The 21,893-nt window shown below is 45.3% G+C and carries 18 protein-coding genes; 7 read left to right on the plus strand and 11 right to left on the minus strand.

The window, feature by feature from the left end; translation table 11 throughout:
- Positions 1-270 precede the first annotated feature (270 nt).
- Complete coding sequence (locus tag LAY41_RS04355) at positions 271-1,971, minus strand: ABC transporter permease (protein ID WP_249094517.1); 1,701 nt, start codon at positions 1,969-1,971, stop codon at positions 271-273.
- Positions 1,972-2,168: 197 nt separating this feature from the next.
- Positions 2,169-3,119 carry an ABC transporter ATP-binding protein gene (locus tag LAY41_RS04360; protein ID WP_249094521.1) on the minus strand — a complete coding sequence of 317 codons (951 nt, stop codon included), beginning with the start codon at positions 3,117-3,119 and terminating at the stop codon, positions 2,169-2,171.
- A gap of 411 nt (positions 3,120-3,530) precedes the next feature.
- Here LAY41_RS04360 and LAY41_RS04365 point away from each other — a divergent pair, with 411 nt between their 5' ends.
- From LAY41_RS04365 to LAY41_RS04375, 3 genes are all read left to right on the plus strand, one after another.
- Positions 3,531-4,325 (plus strand): LmeA family phospholipid-binding protein, encoded by a 795-nt coding sequence (locus LAY41_RS04365; protein ID WP_249094528.1) that lies wholly within the window; start codon positions 3,531-3,533, stop codon positions 4,323-4,325.
- A 163-nt stretch (positions 4,326-4,488) separates the two neighbouring features.
- A complete protein-coding gene (gene chrA / locus LAY41_RS04370; RefSeq protein ID WP_249094531.1) occupies positions 4,489-5,670 on the plus strand; it encodes a chromate efflux transporter in 1,182 nt (393 codons plus the stop codon).
- 176 nt (positions 5,671-5,846) lie between these two features.
- Positions 5,847-6,524: a Uma2 family endonuclease gene (locus LAY41_RS04375; RefSeq protein WP_249094534.1), complete on the plus strand. Its 678-nt coding sequence runs from the start codon at positions 5,847-5,849 to the stop codon at positions 6,522-6,524.
- A 210-nt stretch (positions 6,525-6,734) separates the two neighbouring features.
- Here the strand turns inward: LAY41_RS04375 and LAY41_RS04380 are convergent, their stop codons facing one another.
- From LAY41_RS04380 to LAY41_RS04405, 6 genes are all read right to left on the minus strand, one after another.
- A complete protein-coding gene (locus LAY41_RS04380) occupies positions 6,735-7,421 on the minus strand; it encodes a Uma2 family endonuclease (protein WP_249094537.1) in 687 nt (228 codons plus the stop codon).
- Positions 7,422-7,676: 255 nt separating this feature from the next.
- Positions 7,677-9,062: a UDP-glucose dehydrogenase family protein gene (locus tag LAY41_RS04385; protein WP_249094539.1), complete on the minus strand. Its 1,386-nt coding sequence runs from the start codon at positions 9,060-9,062 to the stop codon at positions 7,677-7,679.
- A 241-nt stretch (positions 9,063-9,303) separates the two neighbouring features.
- On the minus strand, positions 9,304-10,254 hold the full coding sequence (locus LAY41_RS04390; protein ID WP_249094543.1) for a UDP-glucuronic acid decarboxylase family protein: 951 nt from the start codon (positions 10,252-10,254) through the stop codon (positions 9,304-9,306).
- 5 nt (positions 10,255-10,259) lie between these two features.
- On the minus strand, positions 10,260-10,448 hold the full coding sequence (locus LAY41_RS04395; RefSeq protein WP_249094546.1) for a hypothetical protein: 189 nt from the start codon (positions 10,446-10,448) through the stop codon (positions 10,260-10,262).
- A 653-nt stretch (positions 10,449-11,101) separates the two neighbouring features.
- Positions 11,102-11,962 carry an HNH endonuclease gene (locus LAY41_RS04400; protein WP_249094548.1) on the minus strand — a complete coding sequence of 287 codons (861 nt, stop codon included), beginning with the start codon at positions 11,960-11,962 and terminating at the stop codon, positions 11,102-11,104.
- Positions 11,959-13,521, minus strand: a complete 1,563-nt coding sequence (locus tag LAY41_RS04405; RefSeq protein ID WP_249094551.1) for an AAA family ATPase — start codon at positions 13,519-13,521, stop codon at positions 11,959-11,961. Before LAY41_RS04405 ends, LAY41_RS04400 begins: the two co-directional genes overlap by 4 nt.
- A 603-nt stretch (positions 13,522-14,124) precedes the next feature.
- Here LAY41_RS04405 and LAY41_RS04410 point away from each other — a divergent pair.
- On the plus strand, positions 14,125-14,370 hold the full coding sequence (locus tag LAY41_RS04410) for a hypothetical protein (protein ID WP_249094553.1): 246 nt from the start codon (positions 14,125-14,127) through the stop codon (positions 14,368-14,370).
- Positions 14,371-14,479: 109 nt separating this feature from the next.
- Here LAY41_RS04410 and lepA read toward each other — a convergent pair whose 3' ends face one another.
- Entirely contained in the window at positions 14,480-16,291 is a 1,812-nt protein-coding gene (gene lepA / locus LAY41_RS04415; protein ID WP_249094556.1) for a translation elongation factor 4, read from the minus strand.
- Between the two features lie 685 nt (positions 16,292-16,976).
- On the opposite strand from lepA, the gene LAY41_RS04420 reads away from it, so the two are divergent.
- The 3 genes from LAY41_RS04420 (at position 16,977) to LAY41_RS04430 (ending at position 20,820) form a co-directional block, all read left to right on the plus strand.
- A complete protein-coding gene (locus tag LAY41_RS04420) occupies positions 16,977-17,204 on the plus strand; it encodes a hypothetical protein (RefSeq protein WP_249094558.1) in 228 nt (75 codons plus the stop codon).
- Between the two features lie 352 nt (positions 17,205-17,556).
- A complete protein-coding gene (locus LAY41_RS04425) occupies positions 17,557-19,389 on the plus strand; it encodes a sensor histidine kinase (protein WP_249094560.1) in 1,833 nt (610 codons plus the stop codon).
- A 129-nt stretch (positions 19,390-19,518) separates the two neighbouring features.
- A complete protein-coding gene (locus tag LAY41_RS04430; protein ID WP_249094563.1) occupies positions 19,519-20,820 on the plus strand; it encodes a GAF domain-containing sensor histidine kinase in 1,302 nt (433 codons plus the stop codon).
- Position 20,821: 1 nt separating this feature from the next.
- Here the strand turns inward: LAY41_RS04430 and hisIE are convergent, their stop codons facing one another.
- Together hisIE and LAY41_RS04440 are read right to left on the minus strand one after the other, a co-directional pair.
- Positions 20,822-21,472 (minus strand): bifunctional phosphoribosyl-AMP cyclohydrolase/phosphoribosyl-ATP diphosphatase HisIE, encoded by a 651-nt coding sequence (hisIE, locus tag LAY41_RS04435; protein WP_249094566.1) that lies wholly within the window; start codon positions 21,470-21,472, stop codon positions 20,822-20,824.
- 132 nt (positions 21,473-21,604) lie between these two features.
- On the minus strand, positions 21,605-21,817 hold the full coding sequence (locus tag LAY41_RS04440; protein ID WP_249094568.1) for a ChaB family protein: 213 nt from the start codon (positions 21,815-21,817) through the stop codon (positions 21,605-21,607).
- Positions 21,818-21,893 lie beyond the last annotated feature (76 nt).

Genomic DNA, 21,893 nt, shown 5'->3' on the forward strand with positions numbered 1-21,893 from the left:
CGTTGCAGGCTACCAGTCTAAACCGGGACAGTGGAACCCCACCCCCAACCCCTCCCCGCAACAGGGAGGGGAGTATTTCCCCCCCTCTCCTCTGGAGGAGAGGGGGGTTAGGGGGGTGAGGTTTTTCCCGGTTTAGACTCGTAGCTGCGTTGCATAGTACCCTACACTACATCGACAAGACTTAGGTACAAGTTTAGATTTTGCCCACCCAAGTTTGGGGGGAGAAAAGTCTTGTTCCCCCCAAACTTGGGGGGTTAGGGGGGCCATTGATTAAGCCTTATGACCGGCTAGCAGGGCTTTGGAGGCAGATTCACCAGCTTGTCGCAGTTGCCGCGACAATCGCGCATTTAACAGCGCGAGGAGGGTGAATTGGCCCATAATTGCCATGAAAACGGTTGTAGCGGCTGTATGTTGCGTGAGGGCAACCCAAGGGAAAGCTGAAAACAGCCAGATTACGTAGGGGTCTGTTCCCGATCCAAGGGAGAGGACACCAAATATCAGCGGTGGCAATGTAATTGCGGCACCCAATGCGCCTGCTACCCACACAGCTTGTTTCTGAGTTTTCATCAACAGCATTAGTTGCGCGATCGCAGCATAGATCGCAATTACGGTCACTGTCAGCGCCAAACTCAAGAAAGCGTCAACTTTTTCTGAATTGTTGGGCCAAACTAGAATCCAACAGATGAGCGGCAGGGAGATAATGAGCAGATTAAGTGCGATCGCCATGATGTTCGGGCTTTTTTCACCCCACATCAAATCGCGCACCAAGGAACCGTTCCAGACACGCTGGCGATTTGTCACTTTTTCCCGCCGGTATCGCGCCCAATCTTGCAACGCTTGTCGCTGAGGCGACAAAGATGCGATTAGACACAAAAACAGGAAAAGGTTAAAGAAAAGTAGGTAATTCAAGTTAAAAGACAACCATTGTGACCCAGACCGCCCTTTTTCCATATTTTGCATGGCGAATCCCAGAACTATTACTTCAAAACTGGCTGTTAGCAAATAACTCTGGCCTTTGCTCAACATAGTATTGCTGGGATTGGGAAAGCGCCGCATCATAGATTGCCAGAACCAATAAATCCACAAGCCAGAATTTAATACAGCAAAGGCAACAGCGCTCACAAAACTTGCACCTAGCGGGATGTAAAACCATTGCCAGGTTTCTATGTGCAGGTACGAGAATGGAGATTTGTAATCAAAGGAAGTCGCAGAAACTAGATACGAAATCATCCAAGATGGGGACAACAAATTTACAAAATCGGTGGGGTCGTGGGTGATAGGTTTGAAACTAGCGATCCAGAGGAAAATTAAGACTAAGCCACTACCCAACCAAGGTTGAAACCCGCTAAACGCAGAACTAAATAAGCCGAATAATAATGCCCCACTGTAGAATAACAGGCAGCTGAGGGCGACAACTCCGTAGAAGGTGAGAATGGAAGTTAAAGGAATGGAAGCGGAAATACCAGCACACAAATGCAGCGGGATAGCCAGAAAGCCGACCACATACAGCAAAACGGGAACTCCCAGCAGTTTGCCACCCAAAATGCTTTGGGTAGACTGGGGACTGAGGCGGATAAAGTTGAGCGTGCTGCGACGATCTTCCTGCGCTAAGTCAGCGATCAGCATATAGGTGCCAACCACCGACATAACGAAGATGCTAATCAAACTGAGCCATACGAATATGTCTAGCCACCAGTACTGCCAGTTAATCACAAAATTACCGGCGATATCCTGCACGCAGTGATATTGATTGCTATACTCACTAGGGCCTGTGCAATATTTGCTGAGAATCTCCTGGGGGTAATCCTGTTCCACAGGAAGTTGGCCGTAGTAAGACATCACAAATAGCAGCTGACCCAGGAGGGAGATGGCTGATGCGATCGCTACATTTCGAGTTTTCAGGCGACCTTTGAGTTCTCGCAATAGTTGCGGGTTCCAGTCGCCTATTCGGTTTATCAAACTAAGTGTCATTCTCAAAACTCTCCAAATACATTTCAAATTTGAGATTTCGGATTGCAGATGCCATTTTTTAACTAAAAATCTGCAATTTTCAGGGAAATTCCAACAATAGGTTTAAAATGCACATCCTGCTAGTAGCGCTTTGGATGCGGACTGACCAGCTTGCCGCAACTGTCGCGTTAATTGCCAGTTTAACAATTTCAAAAATTCTACGAGGCTTGTTTGTGACCCAATTTGAGGAAGATGGTTTCTAAGTCTTCTTGGGTGCAGTGGAATTCGCTCATGGGAATGCCAGCTTGGATGAGACTTCGCAACAACTTAGCACAATCTTCCTGTCCGCCGGAAAAGTTAACCCGTATCTGTCCGGTTGCTGACATCACCTCCCACTCTTCCACCTGGGGATAGTTTTTCAGTTTTGCTAAAAGTGAATCTTGGCTACCCAAAGCCGACATGACAATTTGCTGACGGCTGAGGCGGCGGTAAAGTTCTTTGAGGGACTCGCTTTCCACCAGATAACCCAGTTCCATAATGCCGACTGAGGTGCAGAGTTCTGCTAAGTCGCTGAGGACGTGGGAGGAAATTAGGATTGTCATCCCGGCTTCTTGCAATGTTTTGATGATTTCCCTAAACTGCATTCTGGCGATCGGATCTAATCCAGATACAGGTTCGTCCAACAGCAGTACGATCGGTTCGTGGATAATCGTTCTGGCAAGGCTGAGGCGCTGTTTCATCCCCCGCGATAGGGTAGAAATCTGGCTGTTGCGCTTGTTGGTTAGCTGCACCAATTCTAAAACTTCGTACAAGCGTTGACTGCGACGCGGTTCCCGCAAGCGATAAAGCCGCGCAAAGTAATCTAGGTAGTCCCAGACGTTGAGGTCATCGTACAGGGGGAAGTCATCCGGGAGATAGCCAAGCCGACGTTTCAGGTTTGGGTTGCTGCGATCGCGCAAGAGGCGATCGCCGTTAATATAAATTTCCCCTATCGTTGGTTCCTCCGCAGCCGCCAACATCCGAATCAGCGTCGTTTTTCCAGCTCCGTTTGGCCCGATCAGTCCATAGACTTCTCCCGCTTCTATCTGTAAATCGACATCGTTAACCGCAATGTAGCGGTCAAATTGCTTGGTGAGTCCACGGGTAGAAATCGCCAGTTCCTTTGCCATAGTTTCTCCAAAACTAAGTTTATGCTTTGTCAACTGTTCTTGCCCTATTCTCAATCTTGGCTGAAGAAACCGGGTTTCTAAACCAAAAATCTAGGCTGTAAGCCGATCGCGCACCCAAATAAATAGATAGAAATTGCTAATAGCAGTGATTACCGATAACTTAGCTTTTACCTACACCTTTTGGCAGGCTCGTTCCTAAAACTGAAACAAATAACATTTATCCTGATGGCTGAAATTATTTCCTGGTAAGGCTGGGAGGCTATTACCCTCATCCACCCCTTGAAGAAAGCACAATCTGTCTTAGGTATTAGGCCATCCCCTTAGCATACTTTCCTATGATTAAGCAACGGATTGCTGACTTATTCACATTTTGTTAAAAATGAGGAAGACTTTCTATAGACACAAAACTTTATGTTAGGTGGCCTGACTGGTTTTACTAATTCTGGTGGTAGCGATTGGGGAGAGCGGATGCTCAACACTGTTGCTAGCCAATCCATCCGCCACTTGTTCAGTAAGAGCGAGTCTGTGGAGGTCTCTGTACGCTGCTCGCCGTCCAGCAAATTGTTGCAGGGGAGCATCGACAGCTTTAAAATGAGCGGTCGTGGCTTGGTGATTCGCAAGGATTTTCCCGTTGAGGAGATGTCCTTTGAGACAGATGCGGTATCCATTGACTTCAGCTCGATTTTGAGCGGTAAGATAACGCTGAAGCAACCCACCCAAGCGATCGCGCTAGTCACGTTGTCGGAAGAGGGTATCAATCAAGCCTTCAACGCAGAACTGGTAACAAAGCGCCTGCAAAATCTTTCTTTGGACTCCTTGAGCGACTTGACTGAGGGTGAACCAATTTCCTTCACAGAAGTTTACCTGCAACTGGAGAGTGGTAACCGGATTCGGCTTTTTGCCAAGGCGGAGCTACCAGATCGCGGTACAGTACCCATTAGCATGACTATGACGCTAGCAGTTGAGCGCCGTCGTCGCATTGCTTTTAAAGACCCTCAGTTTTATGCAGACGCCGTACCGGAATCTCTGCGTGAAATTTCTCAAACCCTATCAAAGGCGCTGGCTGAGGTATTGGATAATATGGTGGATCTCGATCGCTTCGATCTCGACGGCGTGACGATGCGGATCAATCGCTTGGAAACTCAAGGGAAAAAGTTGATCTTCAGCGGCTACGCTCAAATCGAGCGCTTTCCTGGTGGTCAATAGTCAGTGGTCAATGGTCAGTGGTCAGTGGTCAGTTGTCAGTTGTCAGTGGTCGGTGGTCAGTCTTCTTCCCCTAGTCCCTAGTCCCTAGCCCCTAGTCCCTAGCTATAGAATCCGCCAACGCTTCAGCAATTCATAATGTCCTAACCGCCAAGGCGGTTGCTATATGACCAATGACCAAAATGTTAGCCAGTTAAGCGATTTGGCAAAACTATTTTTCAAACTGGGAGCGATCGGCTTTGGTGGGCCAGCCGCTCACATTGCCATGATGGAGGATGAAGTTGTCAAGCGACGACAGTGGATCGAGCGATCGCATTTCCTGGATCTAGTAGGCGCAACAAATATGATTCCAGGGCCAAATTCCACAGAAATGGCTATCCACATAGGATATATCCGCGCTGGCTGGCTGGGTTTGATTGTCGCAGGCGTTTGCTTTATTTTACCTGCGGTTGTTATCACCGGAGGCTTTGCCTGGATCTATGTGGAATTCGGAACATTGCCCCAAGTTGCCCCCTTGCTGTATGGAATTAAACCAGCTGTCCTGGGCGTCATTCTGAATGCGATCTGGCGACTGGGAAAAACGGCCCTGAAGGCTCCAAAACTGCTCATTATCGCCCTATTCGTATCCCTGACATTATTTTTGGGGTTAAATGAGGTCGTCGCGCTTCTGGTGGGAGGGTTGCTGGGAATGATTTGGCTGGGTGGATCTGACCCAGGCGATCCCCCACCGGATCAAAAGACAACAACGATCGCAGCTGGTTTGGCTGGCGTTGGGACGCTGAAACTAGCGGCGACAACTGGAACGGCTGTTGCAGGGGGTGTCCCCTTGTGGCAACTGGGTTTATTTTTTCTCAAAGTGGGAAGTGTCTTATTTGGCAGCGGTTATGTGCTGGTGGCGTTTCTAGAAGGGGGACTGGTTCAGGAATATGGTTGGCTAACTCAACAGCAGTTGCTGGATGCGATCGCGATCGGTCAATTTACCCCTGGCCCAGTACTTTCCACCGCTACCTTCATCGGCTACATCATTGCTGGTTTCCCAGGCGCAATTGTGGCGACAGTAGGGATTTTCTTGCCCTCTTTTTTCTTCGTTGCCGCCTTAAATCCTTTGATTCCGCGCTTGCGTTCTTCCAAATGGTCGGCAGCTTTTTTAGATGCGGTGAATGTGAGTTCAATAGCACTAATGGCAGTTGTTACCGCCAAACTTGCCGCCGCTACTCTCACAGATTGGCAAACTGTATTCATTGCCTTAGTTACAGCAGTTTTAGCCATTCGCTATCGCCTAAATGCGGCATGGTTAGTTTTAGGCGGTGGATTAATTGGTTGGGTGGCTAATTTTATTAGATTTTAAAAATATTGCTTATACCAAATCCGCAAGCCTTGACTACTTTTTTTACCTGACGACTAAAGTCGCAGCTACACAAACAAAGCCCGCCTGCGCGGGCTTAAAGAAAAAGGGGGTAGTTAACCCGGATTCGGTATCATTCATGATATAATCGTACAGGTCGGAATGATGGCGTATAAATTATGGTTAATACTTCTAATGAACACCGATTACTAACCGCCGAAGAACTCCCCCACTCTGACGATACGCCTGTGGACAATGAGTTACAAAATTTTATTCCCAATCTACTCCTAAATATTTTACTTGATATCTGGAGCGATCGGCCTGATTGGTTCTTTGGTGTAGATATGGCGGTTTACCACGACCAGGAAAAGCCAGCAATTGTCCCCGATGGATTCCTATCTGTGGGAGTCCCAAGATATACAGGTGATGGTGGTCGCCTCAGTTATTTGATCTGGCAAGAAAATAATGTTTTGCCTATCCTGGTAATAGAAGTAGTTTCTCTTAAGTACAACGGTGAGTATGAGGATAAGTTAGAAAGCTATCAACAGTTAGGCGTTCTCTACTATGTGGTGTACAATTCGTTTGCCGGTAGAAGAGGAAGGCATAAAAATCGGCAACCGATCGAAGTCTATAAGTTAGTGAATAACCAATATGAGTTAGTGACAGGAAATCCAGTATGGATGCCCGAAATTGAACTTGGAATTGGTTGTGAATCCCACAACTATGCTGATTGGGAGAGAGAATGGGTATTCTGGTATGAAGAGAATGGGAAAAGGTTCTTGACTGAAAGGGAAAAGAAAGAAAAACTAGCTGCATACCTCAGATCGATCGGGATTAATCCTGACGATATTACTTAAACTCAAAAATTAGGATCTCATCTTATTTTCAACAGGTAAAAGGCGATCGCATTTGCCCTTAAAAAACATTCGGGTAGATAGTATAGCAACCGCCAGGGCGGTTATGGCAACTCCAACTTTTACCTTTAGTCCATAATCCCTTACGGAGTAACCTTTTTCCTCTTCCCTCTTCCCTAGCAAGAGCAAGAAAGCCCCTAGTCCCTAGCTATATTATTCAGCTTGTGACTGACTTATTGATTGACTCTGTACTTCCTGCTGTACCCAAGCACGGAAAGACTTCTCAGCCAGCACTTCGTCCAAGTTCGCCTCTTCCCAAAATTGGTAAAGCCTCTCTTTAATTGCCAAAGAAAATGTTGGACTGTTTTCAACTTCAATATACTCACGATCTTGAAGTTGATAAATTCGCAGGATTTGACCGTTATAGCGCCAGAATTCGGGTACGCCCATACTGGCATACAAATTCAGTTTATTAATGTCAGTATGGGTAATATCTACTTCTGCAATCAAATCTGGCGGGGGGTCTGTGTTTAGATCAACCTTTTTTCCAGCGACTTTGGGTTGATTTTGGATGTAGTAGCAGTTGTCAGGTTCAGCACCTTTTTTCAAATCGGGACGGTTTAAGGTAGTTGAACCCATTGTTTTGACTTTTAACCCAAACTCTACTACCAAAATGCGGACGAATAGTTCAATTAATCTGATAGCACTTTCATGTTCTTCTAGAGGCATGGTAATTTCTAATGTGCCTTCGTTATATGTGAGTCGAGAAGAACGACTTTCACCAAGTGCTGCTAAAATTTGCTCGTAAGCTTGCCAACTAATGTTGTAGAAAACGACTCGCTGTTCTGCTAGGATACTTTCTGGGGGAATATTGGTTGGTTTCGCGGCTGTACTAACCATATTTGCCTTCGAGTTTAGCTAAAAACTAAAGTTGCTAGTTAGTTCCATTGGCTCTTGTTCGGATTCATAATGGGTAAGTAGTTGCGCTTTAGCGCTAAAGCGCAACTACTTACTAATAGACCTCTCCAGAAATTAAAGGTGCGTTGCCTAGAACCATTGTAGAGACGTTTCATGAAACGTCTCTACAATGTTTTTTGGAGAGGTCTAATGGCTCAAATCGGGAATGGAAAAAATTTTACCACGCCCCGATCGTTCTTATCGACCGATACCTACATAGCGGAAACCGGCGGCTTCCAACGTTTTGCGATCGAGAAAATTCCGACCGTCGATCATGACCGGGCTGTTCATCAATTTAGCCATCTTGGCGTAGTCTAGATTTTGGAACTGTGCCCAGTCTGTCACCAGCACCAGCGCATCGCAGCCATCTGCTAGCCGTTCGGGATCGGTTTCCACAATTACGCCGCTTAAACCGTGACGCATACCCGTTTGGGAAACCAGGGGATCGTAGGCTTTTACTTTCGTACCGAGGCGGTTAAGCTGTTCGATCAGATTGAGGGCTGGTGCATCGCGCATATCATCAGTATCGGGCTTGAAGGTCAAACCCAACAGACCAACTGTTTTACCTTTGAGGATTTTCAGTTCGTGCTGTAATTTTTCGATCGCAATCACACGCTGGCGTTGGTTAACGCTGACAGCAGCTTTGAGTAACTGGGTTTCGTAGCCGTAGTCATCGGCGGTGTGGATGAGGGCGGAGACATCTTTGGGGAAGCAGGAACCGCCCCAACCAATACCAGCTTGCAAGAATTTGTTGCCGATGCGGGAGTCTAAACCGATACCTTTGGCTACTTGGGTTACGTCTGCACCGACGCGATCGCAAATATTGGCAACTTCATTGATAAAACTGATCTTAGTCGCCAAGAAGGCATTGGCAGCATACTTGATCATCTCTGCCGAGTTGATGTCAGTAGCTACCACCGGGACTGGCTGTAAAGAGGTGTCTTCGCCAAACTTACGCTCAACAATAGGAGTGTAGAGTTGCTTCATCAACCCGATTGCTTTCGGACTATTGCTGCCCAGCACAATCCGATCTGGGTTAAAGGTATCGTAAACTGCCGAACCTTCGCGCAAAAACTCAGGATTGCTGACTACATCAAATTCAGCCGCAATCTTTTCTACCGCTTCTTCAACGCCACCAGCGCCTACCAGCACTTTTTGGCGTTCGGCAATTCCATCCATCACAATCATCCGCACCCAGTCGCCCGATCCGATCGGCACGGTAGATTTATTTACAATCACCTTATAGCCGTCTTTGAGATTGGCACCAATTCCACGGGCAACTGCCTCGACATACCTTGTATCGCTTTCACCCGTAGGCAATGGCGGCGTTCCCACAGCGATGAATAAAATTTCGCCGTGCGTGACCCCTGCGGCTATATCCGTAGAAAACTCCAGCCGTCCGCTTTGATAGGAAGACTGCATCAATTCCGACAATCCCGGCTCAAATATCGGCGATTGTCCGGCCTTCATTAACTTAACTTTTTCTTCGTTGTTATCTACGCAGATAACGTCATGGCCGATATGTGCCAAACATACACCAGTAACCAAGCCAACGTATCCGGTACCTATAACGCAAACACGCATATCGTGCAAATCCTCAAAGTGAATGATTAAACAAAAAATACCAGCGTTCAGCTAATATGGGTTTTTACGTTTTGGGTAAAGAATGTAGGGTATGTTAATTCTTGATTGTTAATGGTTAACGATCCATTGCCACAAACCATTAACCCTTAACTTTACCTCAGACAATTTCCCCTGCTGTATATTACCCAAAACTCGATCGGGAATTGCGATCGCCGCGAACCAAATACCCTACACTCACAGATTAGCTAACCGCTGACGGTTGAGAGATGTTGACGCGAGCCCGAAAATCGTCTATTGTCAGATTCAAACCTTCTTGCAGAGGGATTGTCGGCTGCCATCCCAGCCATGTTTTAGCTTTGGTAATATCTGGTTGTCGCTGGCGGGGGTCGTCTTGGGGTAGCGGTTCGTATTTAATCTCCGCATCTGGATTCACCATTTGCTGAATTTTTTGAGCGAGTTCTAAAATAGTGTATTCATCGGGATTACCCAAATTTATGGGGCCAGTATGCTCACCATTCATCAATCGCATCAATCCTTCTACTAGGTCAGAAACGTAGCAAAAACTGCGTGTCTGGGAACCATTCCCGTAAACCGTCAGCGGTACGCCCCGCAAAGCCTGAACCACAAAGTTGCTGACGACGCGACCGTCATTTTCCAGCATTCTGGGGCCATAGGTGTTAAAAATCCGGGCAACCCGAATATCCACATTATTTTCCCGGTGATAGTCAAACGTCAATGTTTCAGCAATCCGCTTGCCTTCGTCGTAGCATGACCGAATGCCGATCGGATTTACATTACCTCTATACTCTTCTGTCTGGGGATGCACGTCTGGGTCGCCATAGACTTCGGATGTAGAAGCAATCAGGAATCTGGCTTTCACCCGCTTCGCCAATCCCAGCATATTCATCGTTCCCATGACGTTGGTTTTGACGGTCTTGATGGGATTGTACTGATAGTGGACGGGAGACGCGGGACAGGCGAGGTGATAAACTTGATCTACCTCCAACTTGATCGGTTCGGTGATGTCATGGCGAATTAACTCAAAGTAAGGATTATCAAACCATTTGAGGATGTTTCGCTTGTGACCTGTGTAAAAGTTATCTAGGCAGATGACTTCGTGTTCTTGTGCCATCAAGCGATCGATCAGATGAGAACCAATGAACCCAGCACCACCCGTAACCAAAATTCTCATAAGTATTAAACAACTGATAGGTTATTTCCAGCGGCTAAAACCGCCGTTATTAATATAACTGCCTTGCAGCCATCGCGGTTAGATGCTATCCTGTTGCCGTCGCGAGGCGTCTGTGGCAATTGCCGTTCGATCGGATTTTTGACGTAGACGCGATCGCAATTTGCTATCTTTGTTACACAAAAGGTTAGCTCCACAATTAGCAAGTTAGCAAAGAATGCCTCAAAAGACGACTTCTGGTTGCTGAATTCATCAAATCTTTACCATAAAGCGGTCATATTAATTAGTTTCTTTACATTTCTTAATTAATTTTATTTTGCCCAGCACCAAGAATCTGCCCAAAGGGAAATCCTTTGCCACTGTCGGTAGGTGTTTTTCCAATCATCCGAAAATTTTTGCCTGAAACCCTCTCTTGCAAGTTGCCGAAAAGAACATCGAAGAGCGTCTTGCAGAATTTACAATTGCCTATCAACAAGAACGTCAAAACATCATTACCGATGAGCTTTTAGAAATTGTATCGGCTTATTAGATAGGTTTCAGATTTTCTAACCATGCGATCGCAAACCGAGGAGGCGATCGCTATTTCACTCAACAACAAATATTCTCAAATGATTTGATGTGTTTTAGAGGGAGAGCGAAAATGTAGAATTGGAAATAATAGAGCGTGCCAAAAGCGTGCCAAATGTGAGTCATTATTTCTATGCAATCGCTTAATAATTACTTGTCTTTGTTATCCGATAATAGCTTATATAAAAATCAACAACGAAGCTAAGCATATATAATTGCCTCGGATATTGATAGACAAATTTAACAGGTATTATACCAAACCGACAACTTGACAAAGCACAGCTTACAGAAAGCCACCATTACAATACCAATCACTTGATGCAAGTGCCTGAAACATAGCTGTTTTCCAAGAGTTAATATGCTGACTAGCACAAGATGTAGCTTCTATTTCTAAGTTTTTTTTTACCCAAGGTGAACCTATTGACTTACTATAGCTGACTAATGTATCTCTCAGGGAAACCATCTCATTGCCAGCTTCCAATGAATATCGTAAAGCCAAGTTAAAGGCGTTAAAGTGTGACTGAACTCGTATTTTGGATATATGATCCCAGTTATCTGGAGCTTTAACAAAAAAGTAAATAGTCGCAGGCTTTGTTTGTCTTACTTCAGCATAGAGCCATTGATCATCAATAAAATTCTGATGATCAAAATAGGGGTGCAGACTTTGCTCTTCCGCAGTAGTCGCAATTGCAGTACTTTTGCCTGTATTGCAATCCTTACATGAAGGTACGAGATTCAATGGTAAAACTGATAGCTGTGGATATTTAGTTTTCGGTAGGTAATGATCCAATGTAGAAGCATGACCTAAACCACAAAACGGGCATCGTCCTAATGGAGGCTGAGACAACAACGAATCATAGATCTCTCTTGCTGGTTTTGCTCTATCCACCATATGTGAGCTATAAACATCCTTGAGTTCCTTTTTAGTCACAACGTCTAAAGCGATTTCATTATTCTCGCAGTTATTTGGTGGAATGGAATAAAGCTGTTTTGCCTTAGCTTTTTGCTCGTAATCCCCTGCGGCATCAACAATTTTGAGAGTTACCAGATTGAGGCGATCGCGTAAATCCTCATTTCTAATACTGTTGACACACATTTGGTACACTGTTTTGGGATCGTAATTTGGTTTAGCTAAAGCCCTCATTTGATAGCCCCCAATCGCGAATCTCTCATCATTATCATTGAGCGTAAAATAGTTTTTCCTTCAAAACCAAGTTGATTCTGATATTCTTGTTCTACTTCTTCGTAGCTTTTGCCTTCAGCTACAGAGTTTGCCAATAGATTGTGAAATCCAGATTTGGAAACTTCCAATCCAAAAACTTCTCTCGTTAAAACACCCACATTCTCAGCAAATGTCTCACTTTCTGGTCTATCTACATTTGCAATAAGCCTAGTTCTTCGGAGTATTGAAACGCAAGATTTAGGTACTTCCTGTAACACTACTGGAGAATGGGTAGCAATTATCGCTACCCCATTACGATTAACCAGCAAATCCGACAACGCTCGCGTAAATGCCGATAATAATGGAGGATGAAGATGGCTTTCAGGCTCGTCAAGCAAGACTAAGGTTTTTTCCTCGACAGTTTCAACTAATTTTGTAACAGTTAAAAGTACAATCGCATGACCTGAACTCATTCGTTTGAAAAGTGCTTCTGCTCTTTGCGAAAATCCCTGTTGATCTTCAATATTATTAAGTTCACACAAATCCATTTCAGCAAAATTAAAATCTGACTCTAGAGTTTTAATTGCATTTATCCATCGGTTTTTCTTAGCTATTAATGCAAAACATATATTTAGACTGATTATGAAATCTTGGCACAAATCATCTTTATCTTTCAGTCCCAAAAGAGTCTGACTGTCTTGTTGCATAATACGTTTTTTAAGCCCTACATAGTAATAGCGCATTCCGATATTGGGATCGGTCTGATCATTTGGAGGAGTAAAAGGATCAAAAGCACTAAATGAGACAGAAACAACACCAGCAAAATAATCATTATCTAGCAAGTCAGGCTGATCACTCCTTGGTGATCCAGTAGCAAAATAGCCAGTTTCTTCCACTACACCCCGATTGGGAAGAAGTGCATTTACCATATTATTCAGTAGGGTTGTTTTACCTACCCCATTACGACCAATTAATATATGGATATTAGAAGTAGGTTTGGTATTTGGCTCAACAGCAAAATCGACTCTTATACCTGAATAACGTTCACTAGCAATCTTCTTATAGAAGAAATTGTATTTAGTTAGTGGGGCTTCATGGCGTAAAATCCTTCTGAACTGATTTTCAATAGACGTGCGGTTTACAGACCTAAGTAAAGAAGCACTAAAAGCTCTTTCATTTTCAGCGGCTTGAAGGCAATTAGGATCATGCACGACATCGCGAAGAGAGGTTAGCACATTAACAGCCATTTCTTGAGAAAGATTTTCAACTATATTTCGGTAATAATCAGCATCCTGACCAAGAGAATAAAAATTCTCAGATAATACCTCAAATTGCTCTGGAATTTGCTCTTGAGTCCATCCCCCATTTTGACCAATAAAGCCTATTTTAATGTTACCGATAGTATGCTTATTACCTTGCTCATCAAAGATAGTGAGGGTGAAAGAGGTCTTATAAGTGTAATCATCCCAATTACTGGCGCTCAGACAGCCCTTATTGAGTAATTCTATGTTGTTTCTTGACATCAAAAAGGTCAATGTCATGTTCAGTTTCCAATCGATTTCTTCTTAATTTTAGCATTAAGCACAAACTACATTAGTTTATTATTCCTGTCAAACAAGATTGCCTCAGCATTCATCTTCTCAAGTTTGTAAGCGGCGATCGCTATCTCACTCAAAAACAAATATTCGCAAATGATTTGATGTGTTTTAGGAAGCGATCGCCAATAATCTCTCCGAACTCAACAACGAAGTCAACTATTTTTGCTTGCTTAATCTCTGCTGAAAATAGATAACTTAAACGGAGCGATCAGTTCGGCATAACGCTTGTGTTCACTGGGCGGCGACGGTGGACGTTGATTTGAAACCTAAGCCGAATCGCCGCTTTGGTGGAACACATTGTTCGACAAGTGCCGCATTATCGCGAACAGGATTAGCGAAAGTTGGGCTATCGATCGGCTTGCGAGCGGTAATCTGCGAAGTGTGGCAGTGAGTCGAGGGTATCGAGGGTTTCCAATACCTTTTGAGTCAGTGGGCCAATCTCTTCTTCTTCATTCAACTTTATAATGCACCTGCTCATATTTGTGTTGGGGCGGAACAAACGTTACCACGTCTGCCGCCGAACGGCTAAATTGAGCGGCAGAAATAATGTTCGCTCTCAATCAAAATATCATATTTGTCCGCTCAAATGACTTGTTATGCCCACGATCGCTTGATTTGGGTCTTGATGTAACCTTTCTCATCCAAATCCAACTGCCCTGCAACAGGCTGAGCAATGGCAAGTTTATTAGAACCATTAGTACCATAAGTTTCGCGATTTTAGGTTCTCAAGAAAATGCGATCGAGGTGCGTAAACGCTTACAAAAAGAGACGATGGGTTTCAAAGCTTATTAATCCCTTTCAGGGATTGAAACAAAGCCATTAATTCAAACCAAACAAAAAAAGTGGCGATTTTAGCCACCTTTATCAAAAATTTTAAATTCCATTCAAAGATTCACTACCACTACTCCTTATCCAAACGCAGAACCGCCATAAAAGCTTCCTGCGGCACATCCACAGTACCGATCGCTTTCATGCGCTTTTTCCCCTTCGCCTGCTTCTGAAGCAACTTCTTCTTCCGGGAAATATCCCCACCGTAACATTTTGCCAACACATCCTTCCGCAACGCCGGAATATGTTCGCTAGCAACTATACGACTGCCGATCGACGCTTGCAGAGGAATCTTAAACTGGTGGCGAGGAATCAATTCCTTCAGTTTTTCCACCAAACCTCGACCCACATTGTAAGCTTTATCTCGGTGGACAATCATCGCCAAAGAATCTACCGGATCGTTATTGATGAGAATATCCAAACGCACCAAAGTATTGTCGCGATAGCCAATCAAATGATATTCCATACTGGCATATCCGCGAGAGCGAGACTTCATTTGATCGAAAAAGTCCGTCACTACTTCCGCCAAAGGCAACTCATAAGTCAGGGTGGTTCGTCCTTGGGTAAGATATTTCATATCTTTGAAAACGCCGCGCCGAGTTTGAGATAATTCCATCAAAGTACCGACATATTCTTCCGGCGTAATCATGTCTACTTTGACATAAGGTTCTTCGATTCTTTCCCGGTATTGCGGATCTGGTAAATGGCTGGGATTATCGATGTATAACTCCTCACCTTTAATGGTGATGACTCGATAAACCACGGAAGGTGCTGTGATAATTAAATCGAGATTGTATTCTCTCTCCAGGCGTTCTTGCACGATTTCCATGTGCAGCAAACCCAAGAAACCGCAGCGGAAACCAAATCCCATCGCGCTGGAAGTTTCCGGTTCGTAAGATAAAGCGGCGTCGTTTAGCTTCAACTTTTCTAAAGATTCCCGCAAATCTGCAAACTGATCCGCATCTATTGGGAACATCCCGCAAAACACCATCGGTTTGGCTTGCGCGTAACCGGGAAATGGCTCGGCTGCTGGCGCATTTGCTAAGGTAATGGTGTCGCCCACACGGGCATCTTCCACCGCTTTAATTGCCGCCGCTATGTAGCCTACTTCTCCGGCGTGGAGTGAGTCCACTTGAATTTGGGTGGGGGAAAGCACCCCTAACTCATCAATTACGTATTCTTTACCGCTAACCATCAGACGAATGCGATCGCCTTTCTTCACCGTACCATCCATCACCCGGAAGTAAACAATCACACCTCGATAGCTGTCGTAGTAACTATCGAAAATCAACGCCCGCAGCGGTTGGGATACGGTATCTTGGGGTGGCGGCACCAAATGAACGATCGATTCCAGAATTTCGTCAATCCCGATTCCTTCTTTTGCCGAAGTAAGAATGGCCCCACTACAATCTAAGCCAATAATTTCTTCGATTTCTCCCCTCACCCGCTCTGGTTCGGCACCAGGTAGGTCAATCTTATTCAAAACGGGGATAATTTCCAGATTATTCTCTAAAGCCAAATAAACATTCGCCAGGGTTTGAGCTTCTACCCCCTGGGAGGCATCCACTACCAGCAGCGCTCCCTCACAGGCGGCCAAAGAGCGCGACACCTCGTAGGAAAAATCCACGTGACCGGGGGTGTCAATCAGGTTGAGAACGTAATGCTGCCCATCTTTGGCCTTGTAGTTCATCCGGGCTGCTTGCAGCTTAATCGTAATGCCGCGTTCTCTTTCTAGCTCCATATTATCGAGGAACTGTGCCTTCATATCGCGATCGGCCACAGTTCCGGTAACCTGCAAAAGACGGTCAGCCAGGGTAGACTTACCGTGGTCGATGTGGGCAATGATGGAAAAATTGCGGATGTGAGAAACGGGCACGTCAGTCATACAATTCCCTTGGTGTTGACACTCCCACCGCTGAAGGGGATGGGATTCTTAAGAAATTTCGTTCTTAATATCCCTAGCGATAGGGTTCTTGGGCGCAATTCTTTTGCCTTCAAAAAGGCGATCTGCTATCCTTGCCTTGCAGCAAGCTCCTCAAGCGTTTTGGGATTTGATAAATCCCTGGTTTCGTGGAGTCCCCGCGTACCTTTTGTGGTAGGCATTTGCTTCCCAGACTTGCGTCTGTTTACCATCTCACAACCAAATATTACACCAAACAATGAAAATATTTTCAATATTCAATCCAAATTTAATGCTCATTTTTTTGACGGCGGAAGACAGCCGCAGGGCTTATCCCTACCGGGGTCGGGGTCGGGATAGGCCCGAAAAAAGTCTGTCAAGCAGCGATCGCAGCTAAAAGGTAACATATGTTGCGTTAACTACCCACACCATAGCCTAAGCTTGGTGTAGACTTCTAGTGCTTTAACGCGCTATAATGAGATGTTTATTCTTAGTAATTCATCAAGGTGATATTGTACAATATAAAATAAAAGCCAAAACTGTTTGGAAAATTAGTAGGCGCTGCATAATAGCAATTGCTGACAGACACCCAGTCGTTGGGAGTCACAACACGACAAAGTTAATACCTTTTTGAGGTTTCCACCGTTATCGATAAGATATCTTATTGCCCATGAAAGAACCAGCCCTTGAAACTCATCGCTCCAATGATAAGGTGGAAGTCTCCGTCCACTTAGACTCAGAATTATTCGATCAAATTAAGCACCTGACGAATGACCCCAGCAAGGTGATTGAATCTGCCATACGTCAGTGGCTTAAAGGTAGCACACACCGAGATGACGAGCTAACTCGCACGCTCCAACGAACGCCAGTACCGCCCCGTGGCGAATGGAATGATTGATACACACATCACCAGGAACCAGGTGCTAGATTCGGGCTTGGAAATGCTCAAACAAATATTGTCTTGACAACCATATCCAAATCTAGTCATTTTGTTCAAAATTAAAAGTGCTAGGATCGCTTCGGGTACTGCCTTGGGCAATCCTCTTTCAAAGCCATTCGTTTAAAGTTAATCTGGTTCTCTATTCAAAGTAGCGGCAGTCTGGCGTTAATGCCAAAGCCGCTCGCTGCGATCGCGTAGAGTGTCGCAGGCATATAGCACAGGGTGTTCACAGGGCAAAAAGATCTACCAGAATCTGGGTGAAAGCCTAGATTGCCTCATAGTCACACTTGAAGTTTAGAGACCGACTCTGATGAGCTTGCCTATAAATTTCCAAAAACGGCTTTCTAATGCTCCTGTTAAATCAGCATCCGCTTGGCAAAGCAATCCGAGCGGTTTGCAGGAGTTAGGGGCTCAGTTGGCATTTACCCAAAACGCATCAGGCCAATACTTATCATTTTATTGGCAGGAAGCAGAGCTATATGACCTGCACCCAGAAGCGATCGCCTCTAGTCCTCTGAGCGAAACTTTTAGCCCAGCGGCAATAGGCCCATATCTGGAGCGTTTGCAACAAATTCTGGCAAATAGAGTGCCAGAACATTTGAATTGCCAGTTCCATTACAAAGAACATACATTCAGCTTCGATCTAGTTATTAGCCCGATTTTGATGCCCGATGGCACCGCTACAAAGGTGCTGGTGATGGGTTCCCAAGTACAGGGACTACAGGAGGGGACAAGCTCTAACAAAGCAAGTGGGGCAGCAGAATTGACTCCTACCTTGGGGTCAGAAGTAGATGTATCGGGTGAATTGTGCCATCGTCTCGCAGATAAATTATCCTCATCCGATGACGAAAGCGATCGATCTTGTAAAAATTACCAAAAACTACTAAGCAAAATTTCCCGCAATATTCGGCGCACGCTGGATCTGGATACCATTTGGCAGCAAGCGGTAGACGATCTGGGACAGGGACTGGACGTGGCCAGCTGCATCATCTGCCCTTATAAAAGCCCCAGCGAGGAAGTAAAAATAGTAGCCGAGTACCGTCAAGAATCGGTTCGATCGCAACTAGGGCAAAAACTAAAGCTAAACAAACCATTCTTAACTAAAGCACTCACAACCCTGGAACCGTTGGTGGTAGAACAGGAATTGAATTCAGAAGACCAACAGGACTTAATACTGGTGGTCGCTACTTGCTATCAAAACCAACCAAACGGTTTAATTAGGCTGGCTCGGCAGAATAGCTTGGGCAACTGGACAGCCGAAGAAATAGAACTGGTGCGAGAAATAGCTGATCAAGTCGGTACTGCTCTAGCTCATGCCACTCTATACAAAGAATTGGAACAAGCTCGTCAGGAAGCGGAGGAAGCCTCTCGCCTCAAAAGCGAGTTTTTGGCCAATACCTCCCACGAACTCCGCACCCCGCTAAACGGGATGTTAGGGTTCCTCAAGCTAATTATGGAGGGAATGACAGACGATCCAGAAGAGCAAATGGAATTTATCGAGGAAGCCTATCGATCGGCCATACACCTGCTCAATATCATCAACGATATCTTGGATATCGCCAAGATAGAAGCTGGCAAGATGGAGCTAGAATTAGGCCAGGTAGATTTAGACGAAGTGTTGAGCGACGTTGAAGATTTTACTAAAACCCAGGCGGTACAAAAGAAGCTCAGCTTCCGCATTCAAAGGCCACCCACCAGAGACAAAATTATCATTTACGGCAACTACCAACGCCTGTTGCAGGTGATGTTAAATCTCGTGGGAAATGCGATCAAATTTACCCATGAAGGTGGCGTGCTGATAGCAGCCGAAATTGTCAGAAAGAAAGTTATGGTTCAAAACCAGGAACTCCCTGGAACGGTGAAAGTGCGCGTGATAGATACGGGCATCGGGGTGTCTTTAGAAAAGCAGGACAGACTGTTTCAATCCTTCAGCCAAGTGGATGGCTCTCGCACCCGCCAGTACGGTGGAACGGGCTTGGGATTGACTATTTCCCAAAAACTTATAGAAGCTATGAAAGGAGTGGTGAATTTTTATAGTCTGGGTGAAGGATTGGGCTCGACCGTTACCTTCACCGTGCCGCTGTATCAAGATGTGGTGATGGTTTCCGAACAACAAACCGATGGACTGGATGCTTTAATGTAAGTTGCGGTAATCTTACGCCGGGAAGAAAGTAAAGGGGGAAAAGGGAAACCAAAAAAGCTAAAAATGCTCAAATTCTCCCAAGGGTGCAAAAGTCATAACTAAGATAAGTTTTGAGGTTAGGAAGGTTTTGTGACTGAGCGAGGTTCAGATCTATACCAAAAACTGCCGATCCAAATTGGCAGGAAGATTCGGGGCACACTCGATATCGATACAATTTGGCAGGAGACAGTTGATACTCTTGGGCCAGTCCTGAATGTGACGCGGTGTATCATTTACTCTTATAAAAATTTCAGTCCGCAAGTGCCGGTGGTAGCAGAATATCGCCAAGAGCCTTTTGAGTCTATGCTTGGTCACTTACTATGGTTAGCCGATGAGCCGGCCTTAGCTAATGCCTTAGCTAAGGCAGAACCCGTGATAATAGAGCATAGCGTACCTCTGGAGAATGGAGCCAGTTTGAGCGTATCTAGGCTACAGTCTTTATCGATCCTCGCCGTCGCCACAAGGTATCGAAACCTTCCCAATGGCATAATTAGCCTGCATCAGTGCGATCGATCGCGCCAGTGGACGACCGACGAGATAGAATTGGTGCAGGAAATAGCAGATCAAGTCGGTGCCTGCGTCGCTCATGTCAATCTTCATCATGAGTTAGAAGAAAGCCGCCAGCAAGCTCAAGAAGCCACCCTCCTGAAAAGCCAGTTTCTAACCACTATTTCCCACGAACTTCGCACTCCCCTTAACGGCACAATTGGGTTTTTGAAGCTGATCTTAGATGATATGGTGGACGAGCCAGAAGAACAGCGTGAATTTACTCAAGAAGCCTTCCTCTCGTCTTTGCATCTTCTCAATATAATCAACGATATCTTGGATATTGCCAACCTCAAAAACCAACATATCCAGATGGAATTGTCAGCAGTTAAACTGGATGAACTGTTGAGCGCAGTTGAAAAATTGGCGAGAATGCAGGTTGAGAAAAAGAATTTGAGCTTTAGCATTGAACTACCAGCCACCTACGACGAAATCATCCTGTATGGAAACTATCAACGGCTGTTACAGGTAATGCTAAATTTGGTAGGAAATGCGATCAAATTTACTAATGAAGGTGGCGTGACTATCAGCGTCGAAGTATTGAAAAATAAGGTCGTGTTTCAAAACCTAGAGCTACCCGGCATGGTTAAAATCCGAGTAGAGGATACTGGCATTGGTGTGCCGTTGGAAAAATTAGACAAACTTTTCGGGATTTTTACTAAAGGAGATGGTTCTCTCACTAGCAGATTCGGTGGAACGGGTTTAGGACTCTCCATTTCTCAAAAACTTGTGGAAGCTATGGGCGGTGCTGTAGATTTCTATAGTATGGGGGAAGATTTGGGTTCAACCGTGACATTCACTGTACCGCTATATCAAGAACCCGTCATAATTTCAACGGACTTTTAATTTACCGTCGGCGGTCTTGCAATTTGCGATAAACTGCTTTCACGTCAACCCGATGGTGAGCTAAGGCAACCAAAGTATGATACAATAGATCGGCTACTTCGCCTGCGATCGCCTCTTTATCATCATCCTTGCAAGCCATCACCACTTCAGCGGCTTCTTCCCCAATCTTTTTCAAAATCTTGTTATCGCCACCATCTAGCAGCTTGCAGGTATAGGAATTCTCTGTGGGATGGTCGCGACGATCGCAAATTACCTCATACACTTGCGACAAAGTATCCGGTGGTGGCGCTGCCTTTCCCCCATCTACTTGATGAAAACAACTCCGCTCACCCGTGTGGCAGGCAATATCTCCCACCTGCTCAACACCAATCAGCAGGGCGTCGCTATCGCAGTCATAGCGAAGACTTTTCACCTTCTGAACGTGGCCGGATGTTTCCCCCTTGGGCCACAATTGCTCACGCGATCGACTCCAAAACCAGGTTCTTCCCGTTGAGAGAGTTTTTTCCAGCGACTCCCGATTCATCCAAGCCATCATCAACACAGTGCCATCCAGATAATCCTGGATAATTGCTGGCACCAATCCGCGTTCGTCGTAGCGGATTTGCTCAATAGGGATAGACTCGGTAAGGGCAGTTGAATCCACAGCAGCCATACATTTGCTTGAGGAGCAGTTTTTGTTGGTGATTCGGTTTCACCGGATCTGGGTGGTAGCCCACCTCGCTCACTCGACCACAATATCATGCTTTTGGCTTACTTATTCCCTAGCCCATAGCGACTGGAAAATTTAAGCTGGAACTGGTTCTGGGTCGCTACCAATGGTACTGTTAAGACTTACGGCCTGATTTCTGACAGCGCACCTAGCAACATGGTGAGCTTTAGACTCTTCGCCATACCAATGAATAGCACAGTTAAACGCCGCTCGGTATAATTCTTGGGCCGCCTCAGAAAGGCTAGAGCGCACATCCGCAGGTAAATCTTGATTCGTTTTGTATAACATCGTCGTTATCCGGTGCTATATAGGATAATTTATGAGCTTAATAGGCTTCTACACTGCTTCCCAACTATCCTTAGAT

This window comes from Argonema galeatum A003/A1, assembly GCF_023333595.1.
Taxonomy (GTDB): domain Bacteria; phylum Cyanobacteriota; class Cyanobacteriia; order Cyanobacteriales; family Aerosakkonemataceae; genus Argonema; species Argonema galeatum.